General features: G+C 65.0%; 15 protein-coding genes. 4 read left to right on the top strand and 11 right to left on the bottom strand.

Annotated elements, in window-relative coordinates:
- The first annotated feature begins 53 nt into the window (after positions 1-53).
- Together ACYCVF_RS02400 and ACYCVF_RS02395 are read left to right on the top strand one after the other, a co-directional pair.
- Positions 54-836 (top strand): ATP-binding cassette domain-containing protein, encoded by a 783-nt coding sequence (locus tag ACYCVF_RS02400; protein ID WP_459596950.1) that lies wholly within the window; start codon positions 54-56, stop codon positions 834-836.
- On the top strand, positions 833-2,392 hold the full coding sequence (locus tag ACYCVF_RS02395; protein ID WP_459596949.1) for a glycine betaine ABC transporter substrate-binding protein: 1,560 nt from the start codon (positions 833-835) through the stop codon (positions 2,390-2,392). The genes ACYCVF_RS02400 and ACYCVF_RS02395 overlap by 4 nt, the downstream gene beginning before the upstream one ends.
- 56 nt (positions 2,393-2,448) lie before the next feature.
- Here ACYCVF_RS02395 and ACYCVF_RS02390 read toward each other — a convergent pair whose 3' ends face one another.
- On the bottom strand, positions 2,449-4,161 hold the full coding sequence (locus tag ACYCVF_RS02390; protein ID WP_459596948.1) for a sulfatase-like hydrolase/transferase: 1,713 nt from the start codon (positions 4,159-4,161) through the stop codon (positions 2,449-2,451).
- A gap of 209 nt (positions 4,162-4,370) precedes the next feature.
- Entirely contained in the window at positions 4,371-5,024 is a 654-nt protein-coding gene (locus tag ACYCVF_RS02385; RefSeq protein WP_459596947.1) for a TetR/AcrR family transcriptional regulator, read from the bottom strand.
- Between the two features lie 106 nt (positions 5,025-5,130).
- Here ACYCVF_RS02385 and ACYCVF_RS02380 point away from each other — a divergent pair, with 106 nt between their 5' ends.
- Complete coding sequence (locus ACYCVF_RS02380; protein ID WP_459596946.1) at positions 5,131-5,751, top strand: hypothetical protein; 621 nt, start codon at positions 5,131-5,133, stop codon at positions 5,749-5,751.
- Positions 5,752-5,764: 13 nt separating this feature from the next.
- Here the strand turns inward: ACYCVF_RS02380 and ACYCVF_RS02375 are convergent, their stop codons facing one another.
- The 9 genes from ACYCVF_RS02375 to miaA all read right to left on the bottom strand — a co-directional run bounded on the left by ACYCVF_RS02375 (position 5,765) and on the right by miaA (position 15,163).
- Entirely contained in the window at positions 5,765-6,610 is an 846-nt protein-coding gene (locus tag ACYCVF_RS02375) for an SDR family oxidoreductase (protein ID WP_459596945.1), read from the bottom strand.
- Positions 6,611-7,175: 565 nt separating this feature from the next.
- On the bottom strand, positions 7,176-8,195 hold the full coding sequence (ilvC, locus tag ACYCVF_RS02370) for a ketol-acid reductoisomerase (RefSeq protein ID WP_459596944.1): 1,020 nt from the start codon (positions 8,193-8,195) through the stop codon (positions 7,176-7,178).
- A gap of 132 nt (positions 8,196-8,327) precedes the next feature.
- Entirely contained in the window at positions 8,328-8,930 is a 603-nt protein-coding gene (locus ACYCVF_RS02365; protein ID WP_459596943.1) for a LysE family translocator, read from the bottom strand.
- Between the two features lie 7 nt (positions 8,931-8,937).
- Positions 8,938-9,828 carry an EamA family transporter gene (locus tag ACYCVF_RS02360; protein ID WP_459596942.1) on the bottom strand — a complete coding sequence of 297 codons (891 nt, stop codon included), beginning with the start codon at positions 9,826-9,828 and terminating at the stop codon, positions 8,938-8,940.
- Between the two features lie 47 nt (positions 9,829-9,875).
- Positions 9,876-10,571, bottom strand: coding sequence for a class I SAM-dependent methyltransferase (locus ACYCVF_RS02355; protein ID WP_459596941.1), 696 nt, complete (start codon positions 10,569-10,571; stop codon positions 9,876-9,878).
- A 3-nt stretch (positions 10,572-10,574) separates the two neighbouring features.
- Positions 10,575-11,117 carry an acetolactate synthase small subunit gene (ilvN, locus tag ACYCVF_RS02350; protein WP_061027501.1) on the bottom strand — a complete coding sequence of 181 codons (543 nt, stop codon included), beginning with the start codon at positions 11,115-11,117 and terminating at the stop codon, positions 10,575-10,577.
- A 23-nt stretch (positions 11,118-11,140) separates the two neighbouring features.
- Entirely contained in the window at positions 11,141-12,112 is a 972-nt protein-coding gene (locus tag ACYCVF_RS02345) for a threonine dehydratase (protein WP_459596940.1), read from the bottom strand.
- A 4-nt stretch (positions 12,113-12,116) separates the two neighbouring features.
- Positions 12,117-13,892: an acetolactate synthase 3 large subunit gene (locus tag ACYCVF_RS02340; protein ID WP_459596939.1), complete on the bottom strand. Its 1,776-nt coding sequence runs from the start codon at positions 13,890-13,892 to the stop codon at positions 12,117-12,119.
- Positions 13,893-14,221: 329 nt separating this feature from the next.
- Positions 14,222-15,163, bottom strand: a complete 942-nt coding sequence (miaA, locus tag ACYCVF_RS02335; RefSeq protein ID WP_459596938.1) for a tRNA (adenosine(37)-N6)-dimethylallyltransferase MiaA — start codon at positions 15,161-15,163, stop codon at positions 14,222-14,224.
- Between the two features lie 11 nt (positions 15,164-15,174).
- Between miaA and serB the strand changes: the two genes are divergently transcribed.
- Positions 15,175-16,080 (top strand): phosphoserine phosphatase SerB, encoded by a 906-nt coding sequence (serB, locus tag ACYCVF_RS02330; protein WP_459596937.1) that lies wholly within the window; start codon positions 15,175-15,177, stop codon positions 16,078-16,080.
- The last annotated feature ends 54 nt before the right edge of the window (positions 16,081-16,134 follow it).

The raw sequence follows: 16,134 nt of genomic DNA, 5'->3' as shown, positions 1-16,134 counted from the left end.
GGCCCGTCACCCCCCGCCCACCCCTCAGAGGCAACCGAGCCGAGCCGCGTCTGATGCCGTCCAGTCCCATGATTGGCTATGCACATGCCACCAAGAGCTTCGGCTCCCTCAAGGCTCTGGACGATGTATCGCTCGACATCGCCGAGGGCGAGTTTGTGGCCATCGTCGGCGGCTCGGGCTCGGGCAAGACGACGCTGCTGCGGCTCGCCAACCGGCTGATCGAAGCCGACGGCGGCACCATCACCGTCGAGGGCGAGGACGTGAGAAATGTCGATCCGGTCGCGCTGCGGCGGCGGATCGGCTACGTCTTCCAGAGCGGCGGGCTGTTCCCGCATTTGAGCGTCGCCGACAATATCGGGATCACACCGAAGCTGCTGGGTGTGTCGGCGGCGGATATCGCGGCGCGTGTCGACGAACTGCTCGAGCTGGTGCAGCTCGACCGTGCTGCGCATCGCGACCGGCTGCCGGAAGCGCTCTCCGGCGGCCAGCGCCAGCGCGTCGGCGTAGCGCGGGCGCTTGCGGCAAGGCCTCGCATCGTGCTGATGGACGAGCCGTTCGGCGCGCTCGATCCCCTCACCCGCGATGCGCTCGGCGACGACTATCGTTCGCTGCATCGCAAGCTCGGCCTGACCAGCGTGATGATCACCCATGACATGACGGAGGCTATCTTGCTCGCCGACCGCATCGCAGTGATGCGCAGCGGACGGCTGCTCGCGCAGGGCACGCCCAATGAGCTCGCCCAGAGCGGCGACGCCTACGTGCTGGAGCTGCTGCGCACGCCGCGGCGCCAGGCCGAGCGGCTGAACGCGCTGTTGCCGCAGAGCGGTGCGGCATGAGCCTGCTCGCCGACCCACGCTGGGGCGAGGCGCTGGCGCATCTGCCCGACTATCTCGGCAACCATGTTCGGGTGAGTCTCGCCGCGCTCGCGCTCGGCCTCGCCGTGAGCCTGCCGCTGGCCATCCTCACGCGCAATCGCCCGGCGCCGCGCGGCATGCTGCTGGCGTTCGCCAGCATCGTGCAGACCGTGCCCGGGCTGGCGCTGCTCGCGCTGTTCTATCCGCTGCTGTTGCTCGCTGCTTCCGTCACGCTGGCCTGGCTCGGCGTTTCCTTCTCCGCATTCGGTTTTCTGCCGGCAATGCTGGCGCTGGCGCTCTATTCGATGCTGCCGGTGCTGCGCAACGGCATCACCGGGCTCAACGGCATCGATCCCGCCCTGATCGAAGCCGCCAAGGGCGTCGGCATGACTGCGCGGCAGTCGCTGGTCATGATCGAGCTGCCGCTGGCGCTGCCGGTGATGATGGCGGGCATCCGTACCGCCGCCGTATGGGTGATCGGCACCGCCACGCTATCGACGCCGATCGGGCAGACCAGCCTCGGCAACTACATCTTTGCCGGGCTCCAGACCCAGAACTGGGTGTTCGTGCTGTTCGGCTGCCTTGCCTCGGCCCTGCTCGCGCTCGCTGTGGATCAGTTGCTTGGCCTGATCGAGAGCGGCCTGCGTCATCGCGACCGCGTGCGCGCAGCGCTGGGGTGCCTCGGGATCGCGGCCCTCGTTCTCGCGACGCTGGTGCCGACCATGGGGCGCCCGTCGCAGAGCTACGTCGTCGGAGCCAAGACGTTCGCCGAGCAATACGTGCTGTCGGCGCTGCTGAGGGACCGCCTCGAGGCCGCCGGCCTTCCGGCCACGGCGCGCTCGGGCCTCGGCTCCAGCGTAATCTTCGAGGCGCTGAAGGCCGGCGACATCGATCTCTGCATTGATTATTCCGGCACGCTCTGGGCCAACCAGCTGCATCGCACCGACATCAAGCCGCGCGCCGAGCTGCTCGCGGAGCTGAAGTCGGCGCTCGCGAAGGAGAATATCACCCTGTTCGGCGAGCTCGGGTTCGAGAATGCCTATGCGCTCGTGATGCCGCGGAAGCGCGCCGAAGCGCTCGGTATCCGAACCATCGCCGATCTCGCCGCACGCGCATCGTCCCTGTCGATTGCCGGCGATTACGAGTTTTTCTCCCGGCCGGAATGGGCCGCGCTGCAGAAGGCCTATGGCCTTTCGTTCCGCGCGCAGCGCCAGATGCAGCCGGACTTCATGTATGCGGCCGTCGCGAGCGGCGAGATCGACGTCATCGCCGGCTACACCAGCGACGGCCTGATCGCGAAATACGATCTCAAAGCGCTCGACGATCCCAGGCAGGCGATCCCGCCTTACGATGCGATCCTGCTGCTCGCACCGAAACGCGCCGGTGACGAGCAATTGCGGGCCGCGCTCAAGCCGCTGCTCGGCAAGATCGACATTGCCACGATGCGCGAGGCAAATCTACGCGCCGGCGGCAACGATGCGAACTCGTCACCGGATGCTGTGGCGAAGTGGCTGTGGGAGAAGGTGAGCAAGCAGTAAGAACCGACCGTTCTTCCGGTGTCGTCCGGACGAAGGCAGGTGGCATTGAAGACCCACTACAGCCCCCTGATCATCCCCGCGTCGATCAACAACCGGTTCAGCCGCCGCGCCTCGGCGCCGTCCTTGCAGCCGTAGAAGATGCCCTTGCAGCGGAGCATGATCTCCTTTTGCTCGGCGAAGGAGGGGTCGAGCGGAATGCCCGCGGCTTCCTGGATCACCAGCGGCAGATAGGGGCCGTCGATCGTGTCCATCACGGCCGCGCTCTTCACCGGCTCGAAATTGAGGGCGTCGATCGCATAGTAGGTCGCGTAGAGGCGCGGATCGTAAGCGTCGAGCTTCTTGCCGAGAGCGCCCTCGTCGAGCCCGGGCTCGAGGATAGCAGGCGCGAACTCCGGCTGATGATCGCCGTAGCGCACGATCAGGAAAGGCTCGCCGGGAAAATGCTTCTTCAGCCCGGCGACGAAAGCCTTGTACTGCTCGGCGCTCATCGCCTGCCGGCGCAGATATTCGTCGACGGACGGCAGGTTGCCCGGCGCGCGCCAGTTCGGCAGCAGGTCGGGACGGAAACGCGTCTCCCAAGGGAAATGGTTAGCGCCAAGATAGACGAAGGTGAATAGCGGCTTGTTCGGCGGCTGCTGCCCGATCAGCTGGAGCGCCTTGTCGTAAAAAAAGCTGTCGGGCTCGACGTCCTTGGCGCCGAGATCCTTCGAATCGAGGAAGCGATCAATGCCGGTCGTCGTCTGGAAGCTGCGCGCGGCCATGAAGCCGCCATGGGCGGGATAGAGCGACATGGTGTCGTAGCCGCAGCGGCGCAACGCCAGCGGCAGACCACGCTCGACGCGGCTCGAGGCGATGCGCGTTACGAAATAGGCGAAGCGGCCGAACGAGCGGGAGGAGAGGCCGGCGAGCACGTTGTATTCGGTGAACCAGCTCGGTCCGCCATTGCTCTCGGCCAGGAATGTGCGCTGCTTGCCGTCCCAGGACTTGAAGTGATCGCCATAGCGCGGCGGCACCTTGACGCCCTGCGCGGCGCGGATGTCGAAGCTCGATTCATCATGGATCATGATGATGTTCGGTCGGCGGCCGGCGGGGTGGCAGGCATCGACTAGCGGCATGTTGAGCCGCTCATCGGTCGAGGGGGCCGATTCCATCAAGCCGTATTGCACGAAGTCGGAAACCGAACTGACGCCGGAGCGGAAGAACTTCGAGAGATAGCCGTCGTCGTAATAGCCGCGCCAGGCCTCGTCCGGGTGGTAGAGCGAATAGCCGACCAGCGCGGCAAGGCAGGCGAGCTTGCAGGCGAGCGCCGGCAGGCGGCGGATGCGGAACGGGTCGAGCAACCACAGCGCATACATCAGCGGTAGGGTGACGAGGCCGGCCAGGATCACCGACCAGCGCAAATTCGGGAAGATCGTGAACAGGAAGGCGACGGTGTCGCGGTCGATCATCATCAGGTCGATGAAGTTGACCGTCATCTGCACGACGTCGTGCTTGAGCCGCGACAGCAACACCAGCACGACGACCATGGTCAGCGACAGCGCGCCGGAGAGTGCCGGCCGTCGCAGCAGCGTGATCCAGAAGAAATTGAGGAGGCCCCAGGCCAGAGCGAAAGAGAGCCGCGAGCCGAAATCGGTCTCGGTCTCGTACATCAGCCCGAGCGCTGCCATATGCGGCGTCGCAACCGCGAGCAGCCGCCAGATGCCGAACGCGGCGACGCTCGCCAGCACGGCGGTCGTGGCAGAGGGACCTGGATTGGGCGCGGACGCCATCGACGACACGCAACTTCTGGTCCGGCGCGGTGATGCCTTCCGTCTGCCTCGAAAAAGGCCAGCGGCGTCCGGCGCAGCCGGAAGTCTGCACCGTGTCATAAAACTGTAACGGAACGGTCAAGGACAGGCAACGCAAGGTGCGACCCGACCTTCGCTTAATGTTAGCGGGAGACGAAGCGTCGCACGGCGCAGGCGGAGCGCTCACCGCGTCAGGGCTTGGCGATTCCTGCAATGAACAGGTCGAGCACCCCTTCCGCCATCTGCTCGATCTCGCCCTCCCCCACGCCCCAGCGCGGAAAATGGCCGTCGAGATTCATCCGGGCGAGACCGTAGACCAGGGCGCGGCCGGCGATCTGGATACGCTTGAGGTCCACCGACCGCAACAGGCCCTGCTCCGCCGCATCAGCCAGCATCTGCGCCGACAGCGCGATCAGCTCGGCATTGTCGCGGGTCAGCGCGGTCGAACCGTCATGGGCGAAGTAGCGGCCGGTGGAGATGATCTCGAAATGGGCTGGATTGTGCATCGCCCAGCGCAAGTAAGCGAGGCCGAAGGCGCGGAAGCGGGCGAGCGGGTCGGCGACGCGAGCCTTATCCAGCGCCGCCTCGATCTCGGCGCGGAAGCGGCGCTGCGCCTCCTCAGCCACTGCCGCCATCAAGGCATTGCGATTGGGAAAGTGCCGGAAAGGTGCACCCGGCGACACCGCGGCGCGGCGCGCGGCCTCACGGACCGAGACCTCCGCACCTTCGGCTGCCAGCTGCAGCGCAGCATCGACCAGCACGCGGCGGAGGTCGCCGTGATGATAGGGCCTGGCTTGGGGTGGTCGGCTGTGGGTGCGCGGCTTGGACGTCTGGCGGGCGGACATGGCGCCTTGTAGCATCACCGGAACGTGAATGTAATCACCGATTACACCGTTGACGGCTGCGCCAACCCAAAATGTAATCAATGATTACATACGAGGGAGATCGCCGATGTTACGACGTCGAAGCTGGTTGGAGGGCTGGCGGCTGCTGACCGCCCTCTCCTTGAGCCTGCTCGCGCTGAGCCTATGGATCGCCTCGATGCGGCAGTTCGAGATCGAGGGCGTCCGCACGGTGATCCGCTTTACGGCGAGAAGCTCGCTCCTGTTGTTCTGCCTTGCCTTCAGCGCAACCGCGCTTGCACGGCTCTGGCCCAACGGCTGGACGCGATGGCAGCGCCGCAACCGCCGCTATCTCGGTTTGAGCTTTGCGGCTTCCCATGGCATCCACGCGGTGGCAATCGCCCTCTTCGCCAAGATGGATCCGGCGGGCTTCGCGGATGCCACCTCAGCCGTCTCCTACGTTTTCGGCGGCTTCGGCTACGCGTTCATCATTGCCATGAGTGCGACTTCGTTGGACCGCACCGCCGCGCTGATCGGCCCGCGCGCCTGGCGCGCGCTGCACCTTGTGGGCAGCTATTATCTCTGGTTCCAATTCATGGTATCTTTCGGCAAGCGCGTCCCGACGATGCCGCTCTATGCCGCGTTCCTCCTTCCGCTCCTGATCGTGTTGACGCTGCGCATGATCGCGATGGCCCGCCACCCGAGCGGACGAGCCGCGGCGGCGGGCTGAGACTCCGGCGTCACTACTCCCGCAAACCGAGCCGCTTGGCGATGATGCGGTCGAGCGTCCGCTTCGGCAGCATGGCCGCGATCAGGTGGCGCATCGGGTCCGGCGTGATCTGGTAGCGCACCTTGGGGCTTGCCGCGGTCAGCGCGTCGAACACGATTTCGGCGATGCGCTCGGCCGGCAGGCCTTTCGCGCCGAGCTCCATCATGACGGCCATCACCTTGTTGAGCGCCGGCAGGTAGGGCGAGTTCTTGTAGACGGAGAGATCGACCTGTTCGGCCTTGCTCCAGATCGGCGTCTTGACCGCGCCGGGGGCGACGATGACGACGTCGATCCCGAACAGCATCAGTTCGCGGCGCAGGCTCTCCGACAGGCCCTCGATGGCGTGCTTGGAGGTGCTGTAAGGCGCCAACAGCGGATTGCCGTTCTTGCCCGCCACCGAGCTGATCATCACGATCCGCCCCTTCGATCCCTTCAGCGACGGATCTGCGCCGAGCAGCGGCCCGAACGCCTGGGTCGCGATGACCGGGCCGATGACGTTGACGTCCATCTGGCGCCGGAAATCGTCGGCCGACAATTCGAGGACGGGACCCGCGACGGCGATGCCGGCATTGTTGACGAGACCGGCCAGCGTCTCGCCGCCCAGCGCCTCGCGGACAGTTCGCGAGGCCGCGAGGACAGCGGCCTCGTCGGTGACATCGAACAGCAGCGGCGCAAAGCCGGCGCCGAGCTCATCCCTGAGGCGATCGGCGTCAACCTGCTTGCGGACACTTCCGAACACGCGATAGCCGCGTCCGATCAGAAGTTTCGCAATGGCCCAGCCGATGCCGGTGGATGCCCCCGTCACGACGACTGATCGCATGGTCCCCTCCCCTCAAGCTCCATAATCATGCCGGAGAAGGCCGCGCCAGCGCAATGGACCACGGTTGTCCGGCCGCGCAAGGACGATGAAACTGGCGCGGGCGGCAAGAAGCAAGAAGGCGTAGCTGATGTCGGTTCTTGGGATTCGGCGAGACGTGAACGTCGTGCGGAGGGCTCGATCTGACGATGAGAGTACAGATGAAGAGCCGACTCCCGGCCGCTGAAGACGCTGAGGTTTTGGTGTTCGGAAGCTCGCAGGCAAATCGCCAGAAGCGGAGCGCGATCAAGAATGTGGTTTAAGCGTCAGTTCTTCGTGCTCAGAATACACGTCAACGCGCGAAGAATGTGGATGAAGCAGCAATGCTTCCGCGCGTGATGAAAAGAGCGAGACCGCTGCTTGCGATCTCGCTCGAATCTAGTGGCGAAGATTTAAGATTTGGTGTGGCGAACGAAGCTTGGCGCTCTCGCATTCCGGACATGTGCAGCGAAGCGCAGAGAACAGCCGCATGCCCCCCGGATCAGCAGCGCAACACTGAGGTGCTGCGCTGCGTCCGGGGCGCGACAGCTCAGTTCTTGGTCTTGTCGACCAGCGCGCCCTTCTTGATCCAGGGCATCATGTCGCGCAGCTTGGCGCCGACTTCCTCGATCGGGTGCGCGGCGAGCTTGGCGCGGGTCGCCTTGAACGAGGTCTGATTGACCTTGTTCTCCAGCATCCAGTCGCGGGCGAACTTGCCGCCCTGGATGTCGGCCAGAACCTTGCGCATTTCCTTCTTGGTCTCCTCGGTGATGATGCGCGGACCGGTGACGTACTCGCCATATTCGGCTGTGTTGGAGATCGAGTAGTTCATGTTGGCGATGCCGCCTTCATAGATCAGGTCGACGATCAGCTTCACTTCGTGCAGGCACTCGAAATAGGCCATCTCCGGCGCGTAGCCGGCTTCGACCAGGGTCTCGTAGCCACCCTTGATCAGTTCGACCAGTCCGCCGCAGAGCACGACCTGCTCGCCGAACAGGTCGGTCTCGCACTCTTCCTTGAAGGTGGTCTCGATGATGCCGGCGCGGCCGCCGCCGATGGCGGAAGCGTAGGACAGGCCGAGGTCATGGGCGTTGCCCGAAACGTCTTTGGCGATCGCGATCAGGCAGGGCACGCCGCCGCCGCGCTGATACTCCGAGCGCACGGTGTGGCCGGGCCCCTTCGGCGCGATCATCAGCACGTCGAGATCGGCGCGCGGGTCGAGCAGGTTGAAGTGGACGTTGAGGCCGTGCGCGAACACCAGGGCGGCGCCCTTCTTCATGTTGTCGTGCAGGTGCTCGCGGTAGATGTCGCCCTGAAGCTCGTCCGGGGTCAGCATCATGACAAGGTCGGCCCATTTAGCGGCTTCGGCGACTTCCATCACCTTGAAACCGGCGGCTTCCGCCTTCTTGGCCGAGGCCGAACCCTTGCGCAGCGCAATGGCGACTTCCTTGACGCCGGAATCCTTCAGGTTCAGCGCATGGGCGTGGCCCTGGCTGCCATAGCCGACGATGACGACCTTCTTGCCCTTGATCAGGTTCAGGTCGGCGTCGCGATCGTAATAAACACGCATGGTCGTTTCCTCGTTCAGGGCCGAAATCGGCCGATGGTCAATGTCCGAAGGGTGAAATTTGCGGATTTCGGGGGCTGTCTAGAGCATTTTCAGCCCTGAGGGAAACCCGTTTCTGCATGGAAATCCGCGACATCATGCATCCATGAAAACGGGGTAGAGGGAGAGCAGCAGCAGGATCGCCATCAGGATGTTGAAGGCGCGCACCAGCCGCCCGGAGCTCAGGACCGGCCGCAGTGCAGTGCCGAACAGAGCCCAGACCACGGTCGAGACCGTGCCGACGATGAGGCTGATCACGGTCTGGATGGCGATGTTGAGCGGGAATTGGGCGATCGCGGCGTAGGCCGTGATGGTGCCGATCACGATCACCCAGCCCTTGGCATTGACCCATTGAAACATGGCGGCGCCCCAGAAGGTCATCGGGCCCCGGGCCTTCTCCTCGCCCGGCTTAGCCGGACCGGACCAGGCAATTACGGCGGCCAGGTAAATCAGGTAGGCGGCGCCGGCATATTTCAGGATGGTCTGGAGGATGGGATAGGTCAGGAACACGGTGCCGAGCCCGAGGCCGACGGCCGCGACCATGAAGGCGAAGCCGATGGTGATACCGGCGATATGGGGAATGGTGCGGCGGAAGCCGTAGGTCAGCCCTGACGACAGCAGCATGATGTTGTTCGGCCCCGGCGTGAAGAACATCACGAGAGCGAAGATGACGAAGGCATAGAGCAGCGATTGCGACATGCTCGCCTCACGCGGTCCCCGGCAGCGGCTCGTCAGGCAAGGCCTTGGGACGCTTCGCCAGCACCATCACGGCGATGCCGCCGATCACGGTCAGCATGCCGGCGAGGCGCAGTGGTCCGAACCGCTCGCCGAACGCGATGCTGGAGGCAGCCGAGCCGACGAACGGCACGAGCAGCGCGAACGGCACCACTTGCGCGGCGGGATAGTCGCGCAGCAGGCGGCCCCACAGCCAATAGGCGATGCTGGTGGAGATGCCGCCGAGCATCAGCATGCAGAGAGCCGACGTCGGCGATATCTGCGTCAGCGACGTCCAGGTCGGCGCCGGTCCGTTGGCGATCAGCGCCAGCACGAACATCGGCACGGCCGAGGCGAGACACAGCCAGGCAAACAGGTCGAACATCGGCACGCCGCGGGCGCCACGCAACAGGAGATTTCCGACGGCGAAGCTGAGCGGCGAGATCATCAGCACCGCGAAGGCCGCGACGCTGAAATCGTAGCCGACGGTGCCGCAGATCATCAAAAGGCCGGCTGCCGCGATGAGGATGCCGAGCGTCTGCACCGCCGTCGGCCGCTCACCGAAAGCGATGGCGGCAAAGCCGATGGTGAACAGCGCCTGGCTCTGCACCACGACCGAGGCCAAGCCCACCGGAACGCCCTGGGCGATGCCATAGGCCTGGCTCAGGAACTGGCCGAGGAACAGCGTGAAGCTGATTGCAATCAGGAGCGACCAGGCGATCTTCGGCTTTCGGATGAACAGGCACGGGACCGCGGCAATGATGAAGCGCAGCGAGGTCATCAATTCCGGCGACAGCTCGTCGAGCGCAATCCGGCTCGCCACGAAGGCAAGTCCCCAGATGACCGCCACCGTGAAGGCGATGAGAATGTCGGCCGGCTTCATCGTTATTCCCGGTTCTGCACTGTTCGTGCAGCCCTGTTGTTTCTTGTCTAGCCTTGCTCGCCGGCTCTCGGTTTCCGCAGCAGATATGTGCCGTGCATGGGGGCGTGGTAGTCGGCCGAGACCAGCGTGAAGCCGACGTCGGTCAACATCCGCTCCATCACCCAGCCGAAGGTGGAATATTCGTCGCGCATGTGCGTCACGACGCCTTCGCGCGAAAAGTCGTGGTTCTTGATCTGGAAGTCGGCCCATTGCTCGACGTCGCGCTCGATCGCGTCCGGCATCGAGACGTAGACGATGTCGCGCAGGTAGAAGCTCGCGCCCGGCTTCAGCGCGCGATAGATCCGCGACATCGCAACGGCCTTCCAGAAGTCCGGCAGATGATGCAGCGTGAACTCGCTGACGATCAGGTCGTAGGACTCCGGTCGGTAGGAGAAGCTCAGCAGGCCGGCCGATTGGGTGCGGACCGGCGCCTTGCGGTCACGCGCATAGATCTCGGCGAGCGCCAGCATCGCCGGCGAAATGTCGATGGCGTCGACTTCGGCGCCCATGAGGGCAGCTTCGGTGGCCAGCACGCCGTTGCCGCAGCCGATATCGGCGATGCGCCAGCCGCGCTGGACGCCGAGCATTTTCAGCGCGGCACGCGCCCGCAGATCGGCATCGTCGTGGCTATCGTAGATCGAGGCCACTGCGGGCTCGATCCCCATCCGGTTCCGCTCGTTATAGTACCAGTCGCGCGCCAGCATGGTTCACATCCCTTCGGGCCCGCGACCGATCGCGGCAACGCCCGTGCGCGACACCTCGACGAGGCCGAGTGGACGCATCAGGTCGATATATTGGTTGATCTTGTCCGTATTGCCTGTGATCTCGAACACAAAGCTCTCGGTGGTGGCATCGATCACGCGGGCGCGGAACGCGTCCGCGAGCCTGAGCGCCTCGACCCGGTGCTCGCCCTGCCCGCGCACCTTCACCATGGCGAGTTCGCGCTCGATCGAGCGCTTGGTCTGGGTCATGTCGACGACGCGGTAGACTGGGATCATGCGGTCGAGCTGGTGCTTGATCTGCTCGATCACCATCGGCGTGCCCGTGGTGACGATGGTGATGCGCGACAGGTGCTTCTGGGCCTCGGTCTCCGAGACCGTGAGGCTCTCGATGTTGTAGCCGCGGCCCGAGAACAGGCCGATGACGCGCGCGAGCACGCCGGGCTCGTTCTGCACGAGCACCGAGAGCGTGTGCGTCTCGTTGGGCTCGTGGCGATCCTCGATGAAATAGGCGGATGCGGGCTGGTTCATTGTCGTCCCCTCTTGACTCTCAATCACGCCATCGCTGGCGCGTCCGTCCCGACCCAACGGCGGAACAGATCGAAATCGATGTTGCCGCCGGACAGCACGAGACCGACGCGCTTGCCCGACAGTCTCGTCTTTTCCTGAAGTGCCGCAGCGAGCGCGGCGGCACCGGCGCCTTCGGCGAGATTATGGGTATCGGTCCAATAGGCGCGGATCGCTGCAGCGACTTCGTCGTCGGTGACCTGCACGATGCGCGAGGCGCCCCTGCGGATCAGCGCGAGCGCATCCGGGTCTGGAATGCGCGTCGCCATGCCGTCGGCGAGCGTATCGCTGGTTTCGGTCGTCACGACCTTTCCGGCCGCAAACGACAGCGCGTAGGACGGCGCCTCGGTCGATTGCACGCCGACGATCTCGGTCTTCAGGCCCAGCAGGTCGCGCGCCATGATACAGCCGGAGATTCCGGAGCCCTGCCCAATCGGCACGTAGAGGATGTCGAGGTCAGGCGCGGACCTGAACAACTCGAGCGAATAGGTCGCGACGCCGAGCACGAGATCCGGATGAAACGACGGCACCATATGCAGGCCGGCAAACTGGGCGCGCCGCTGGGCCTCTTCGGCGGCCGCCTGAAAGTCCTCGCCATGCTCGACCAGTTCGGCACCAAACGCCTTCATGGCGCGGTTCTTCTCGACCGAATTGCCCCGCGGCACGTAGATCAGGGCAGGGATGCCGTGACGAGCGGCGGCAAAGGCCAGGCTCTGGCCGTGATTGCCGCGCGTCGCCGAGATGATGCCGGGCGTGTTCGGCCGCTCGCGCTTGAGCCGGTCGAGATAGACGAGGCCGCCGCGCACCTTGAAGGCGCCGATCGGGGTATGGTTCTCGTGCTTGACCAGAACTTGCGTGCCGAGGCGTTCAGCGAGCAGCGGCCAGGCATGCGCCGGCGTTGCCGGCACTGCCTGTCGGACGATCGCACATGCGCGCTCGAGCTCGTTCAGGTCGAACATGGGCTCACACCAGCGCCTTGCCGCCGGCGAACGCCTTGGCCGTGGCCTCGTCGTTGGCCTGCTCGGGCAACAGCATCTCGTTGTGCGCCTTGCCGGAGGGAATCATCGGGAAGCAGTTCTCCAGCGCGGCGACTCGGCAGTCGAACAGCACCGGGCGCTTGACCGAGATCATTTCCTTGATGGCGCCATCGAGATCGGCCGGCTTGTGCACCTGGAGGCCGACGGCGCCATAGGCTTCCGCGAGCTTGACGAAATCCGGCAGCGCCTCCGAGTAGGAATGCGACAGACGGTTGCCGTGCAGCAGCTGCTGCCACTGCCGCACCATGCCCATGTACTGGTTGTTCAGGATGAAGATCTTGATCGGCAGCTCGTACTGCACGGCCGTCGACATCTCCTGGATGGTCATCTGCACCGAGGCATCGCCCGCGATGTCGATGACGAGGCTGTCAGGATGGGCAACCTGCACACCGACGGCCGCCGGCAGCCCATAGCCCATGGTGCCGAGACCGCCCGACGTCATCCAGCGATGCGGCTCCTCGAAGCCGTAGAACTGCGCCGCCCACATCTGGTGCTGGCCGACCTCGGTCGTGATGTAGGTGTCCTTGCCGCGCGTCGCCTCGAACAGGCTCTGGATCGCGTGCTGCGGCAGGATGACGTCGTTGCTCTTCCTGTAATAGAGCGAGTTGCGGGCGCGCCACTGCGAGATCTGCTGCCACCATGACTTGATGTCCGGCTTCTTCGCCTCCGCCCTGAACACCTGGAGGATGTCGCCGAGGATGTTGCCGCAATCCCCGATGATCGGCACGTCGACGCGGATGTTCTTGTTGATCGAGGACGGATCGATGTCGATGTGGATCTTCTTCGAGCCAGGGGAGAACGCATCGACGCGACCGGTGATGCGGTCGTCGAAGCGCGCGCCGACGCACAGCATGACGTCGCAATCATGCATGGTCATGTTGGCCTCGTAGGTGCCGTGCATGCCGAGCATGCCGAGCCAGTTCTTGCCCGACGCCGGATAGGCTCCCAAACCCATCAGCGTGGAGGTGATCGGAAAGCCGGTGACATCGACCAGTTCGCGCAGGAGCCTGGTCGCCTCGGGCCCAGAATTGATCACGCCGCCGCCGCTGTAGATCACGGGGCGCTTGGCATTCGCGAGCAGCGAGACAGCCTTGCGGATCTGCGTCGCATCCCCCTTCACGCGCGGCGCGTAGGAGCGGTGCACGTCGGACTTGCGCGGCGGATGATAGGTGCCGGTGGCGAACTGCACGTCCTTGGGAACGTCGACCAGCACCGGACCCGGACGGCCCGTGGTCGCAACATAGAACGCTTCGTGCAGCACTTTCGCGAGATCGTTGACGTCGCGCACCAGCCAATTGTGCTTGGTGCAGGGGCGCGTGATACCGACGGTGTCGCATTCCTGGAACGCGTCGTTGCCGATCAGATGCGTCGGCACCTGGCCGGAGATGCAGACCAGCGGGATCGAATCCATCAGCGCGTCGGTGAGCGGGGTCACCATGTTGGTGGCGCCGGGGCCGGAGGTCACCAGCGCAACGCCCGGCTTGCCGGTCGAGCGCGCATAGCCCTCGGCGGCATGGCCGGCGCCCTGCTCGTGACGGACCAGGATGTGCTGCACCTCGCTCTGCTGAAAGATCTCGTCATAGATCGGAAGCACCGCGCCGCCGGGATAGCCGAAAATGTCGGTCACGCCGTGGTCGATGAGCGCGCGGACGATCATCGCGGCGCCGGTCATCTGGTTCGGATCGTGGCTCTTGTCGCTCATTGGCTTGCTCCGGATGCGCTGTTGTCAGCGGCTTCGTTCGTGTCGGGTTCGGGAATAAAAAAAGGCCCCGAAGAGGGCCCATGCACACCGCCTGTCTTGTGGATGGCAGCTAGCCACCCCCGGCGGTGTGCCTGGGTACGACGGCGATAAGGAGTTTGGTAATAATGTTACGCATGGCTGGCGCTCAACTTCCCAAAGGTTGCGCGAAACATAGCGGTCAAAGCCGGGATGTCAAGGCAATGTGGCCGTTCCGTCGCGATTTTGGCAGTGTAGCGGCGTTCCCGGAGTTCGGCGAGCGGTAAATTCGGGAACCCGGCCGGAAAAACGCGTTAGCCGGGATCTCGGACCGCTTTCACAATGGCAGCGAGCCATCCCCTCGCCGCCTCCGGCTTCACCCATTCGAACGCCGGCAATTGGTGCCGGAACCAGGTGAATTGCCGCTTGGCGTAGTGGCGGGTGTCAGCGCGCCCAATGCCGGCAGCCTCCTCCAGGCTGAGCTCGCCGTGCAGATGCCGGATCAGAGCCGGCACGCCATGGGCCTTCATCGACGGCAGCAGCGGATCGAGCTGCCTGGCGGCGAGCCGCTCGACTTCCTTCAATGCACCGGCTCCCAACATGGCGTCGAAGCGGGCATCGATGCGGGCATAAAGTTCGTCCCGCTCAGGCGCGAGAAACACCGCGCGAAAACTGTCCTTGGGCAGCAAGGGCGGTTGGCCCTCCCCGTGCCAGTCGAGCAGCGAACGACCGGTTGCCTCGATCACCTCGAGCGCGCGCGCAATGCGCGTGCGGTCGCGCAGGTTCAATCGCTCGGCTGCGCGCGGATCGCGGCGCGCGAGTTCCGCATGCAGCGCCTCGACGCCATTTCGGTCCAGCCGCGCGCGCACATCGTCGCGCACCTCGGCGGGGACCGGCGGCACCACGGAGAGACCTGCGGTCAGCGCCTTGAAATAGAGCCCGGTGCCGCCGATGAAGATCGCCAGACGGCCTCGAGCCCTCGCTTCATCGAGCGCCTTCGCCGCGTCGCTGACCCAGGCGCCAGCCGAGAAATTCACGGCGGCATCGACATGACCATAGAGACGATGCGGCACGAGCGCCTCATCCGCCGCCGTCGGTCGCGCCGTGATGATGCGGAGGTCGCGGTAGACCTGCATGGAATCGGCATTGATGACGACACCGTCGGTGGCGAGCGCCAGCTCGAGCGCCAGCGCCGACTTGCCGCTGGCGGTCGGGCCTGCGATAAGCACGGCCTTGCCTGAATGCCCCTCGCTCACGAAAACCTCAAATGTCCCTCGTCGCCACGCTGATCTGCAACCCCGATAATCCCGCGCTCGACTCGACCATCGTCGATGGCGCCCGCGCCGTGCTGCCACAGGCAGCTCCCGCGCACTGGTTGTTCGACGGGGTTGCGGTCGACATTCCGTTCGGCGCCGACAGTAACCTCGAAGGCGACCGCCACGCCATCGAGCAGCGGCTCCGCGAGCTCCGCGGCGACCTGCCCATCGACATCGTCGTGCAGCCAGCCGGCGTCCGGCGCAAGAAGCTTTTTCTCGCCGACATGGATTCCACCATGATCGGCCAGGAATGCATCGACGAGCTCGCCGATTTCGTCGGAGTGAAGGCGCATGTCGCCGCTATCACCGAACGCGCGATGCGCGGCGAGATCGAGTTCGAGCCGGCGCTGCGCGAGCGCGTCGCGCTTCTCAAGGACCTGCCCGCCAGCGCCGTCGACGAGGTGCTGGACAAGCGTATCACGCTGACGCCGGGCGGCCGCGAACTGGTCGCGACCATGCGCGCCAACGGTGCCTATACCTGCCTCGTCTCCGGCGGTTTCACGCTGTTCACGACCGCGGTCGCCGCCAAGATCGGCTTCCAGGAGAACCGCGCCAACGAGCTCGTCGTGCGCGACGGCAAGTTCACCGGCGAGGTGAAGGAGCCGATCCTCGGCCGCGCAGCGAAGCTCGCGACGCTGGTGGACCTGATGGAATCGTTCGATCTCGACGACATCGACTCGGTCGTGGTCGGGGACGGCGCCAATGATCTCGCGATGATCCAGGCGGCAGGGCTGGGGGTGGCGTATCACGCCAAGCCCGCGGTGGCCGCGGCGGCGGCCGCGCGGATCGATCATGGCGATCTCACCGCCCTGCTCTATGCGCAGGGGTATCGGCGCGACGAGTTCGTGGAGGGGTAGATCCTTCTCTCCGTCTTCCGGAGCGATGCGAAGCATCGAACCCGGAATCTCGAG

The organism is Bradyrhizobium cedriense (assembly GCF_054602315.1).
Note: the sequence above shows the minus strand (reverse complement) of the source record. Positions and strands in the feature narration are given on the sequence as shown.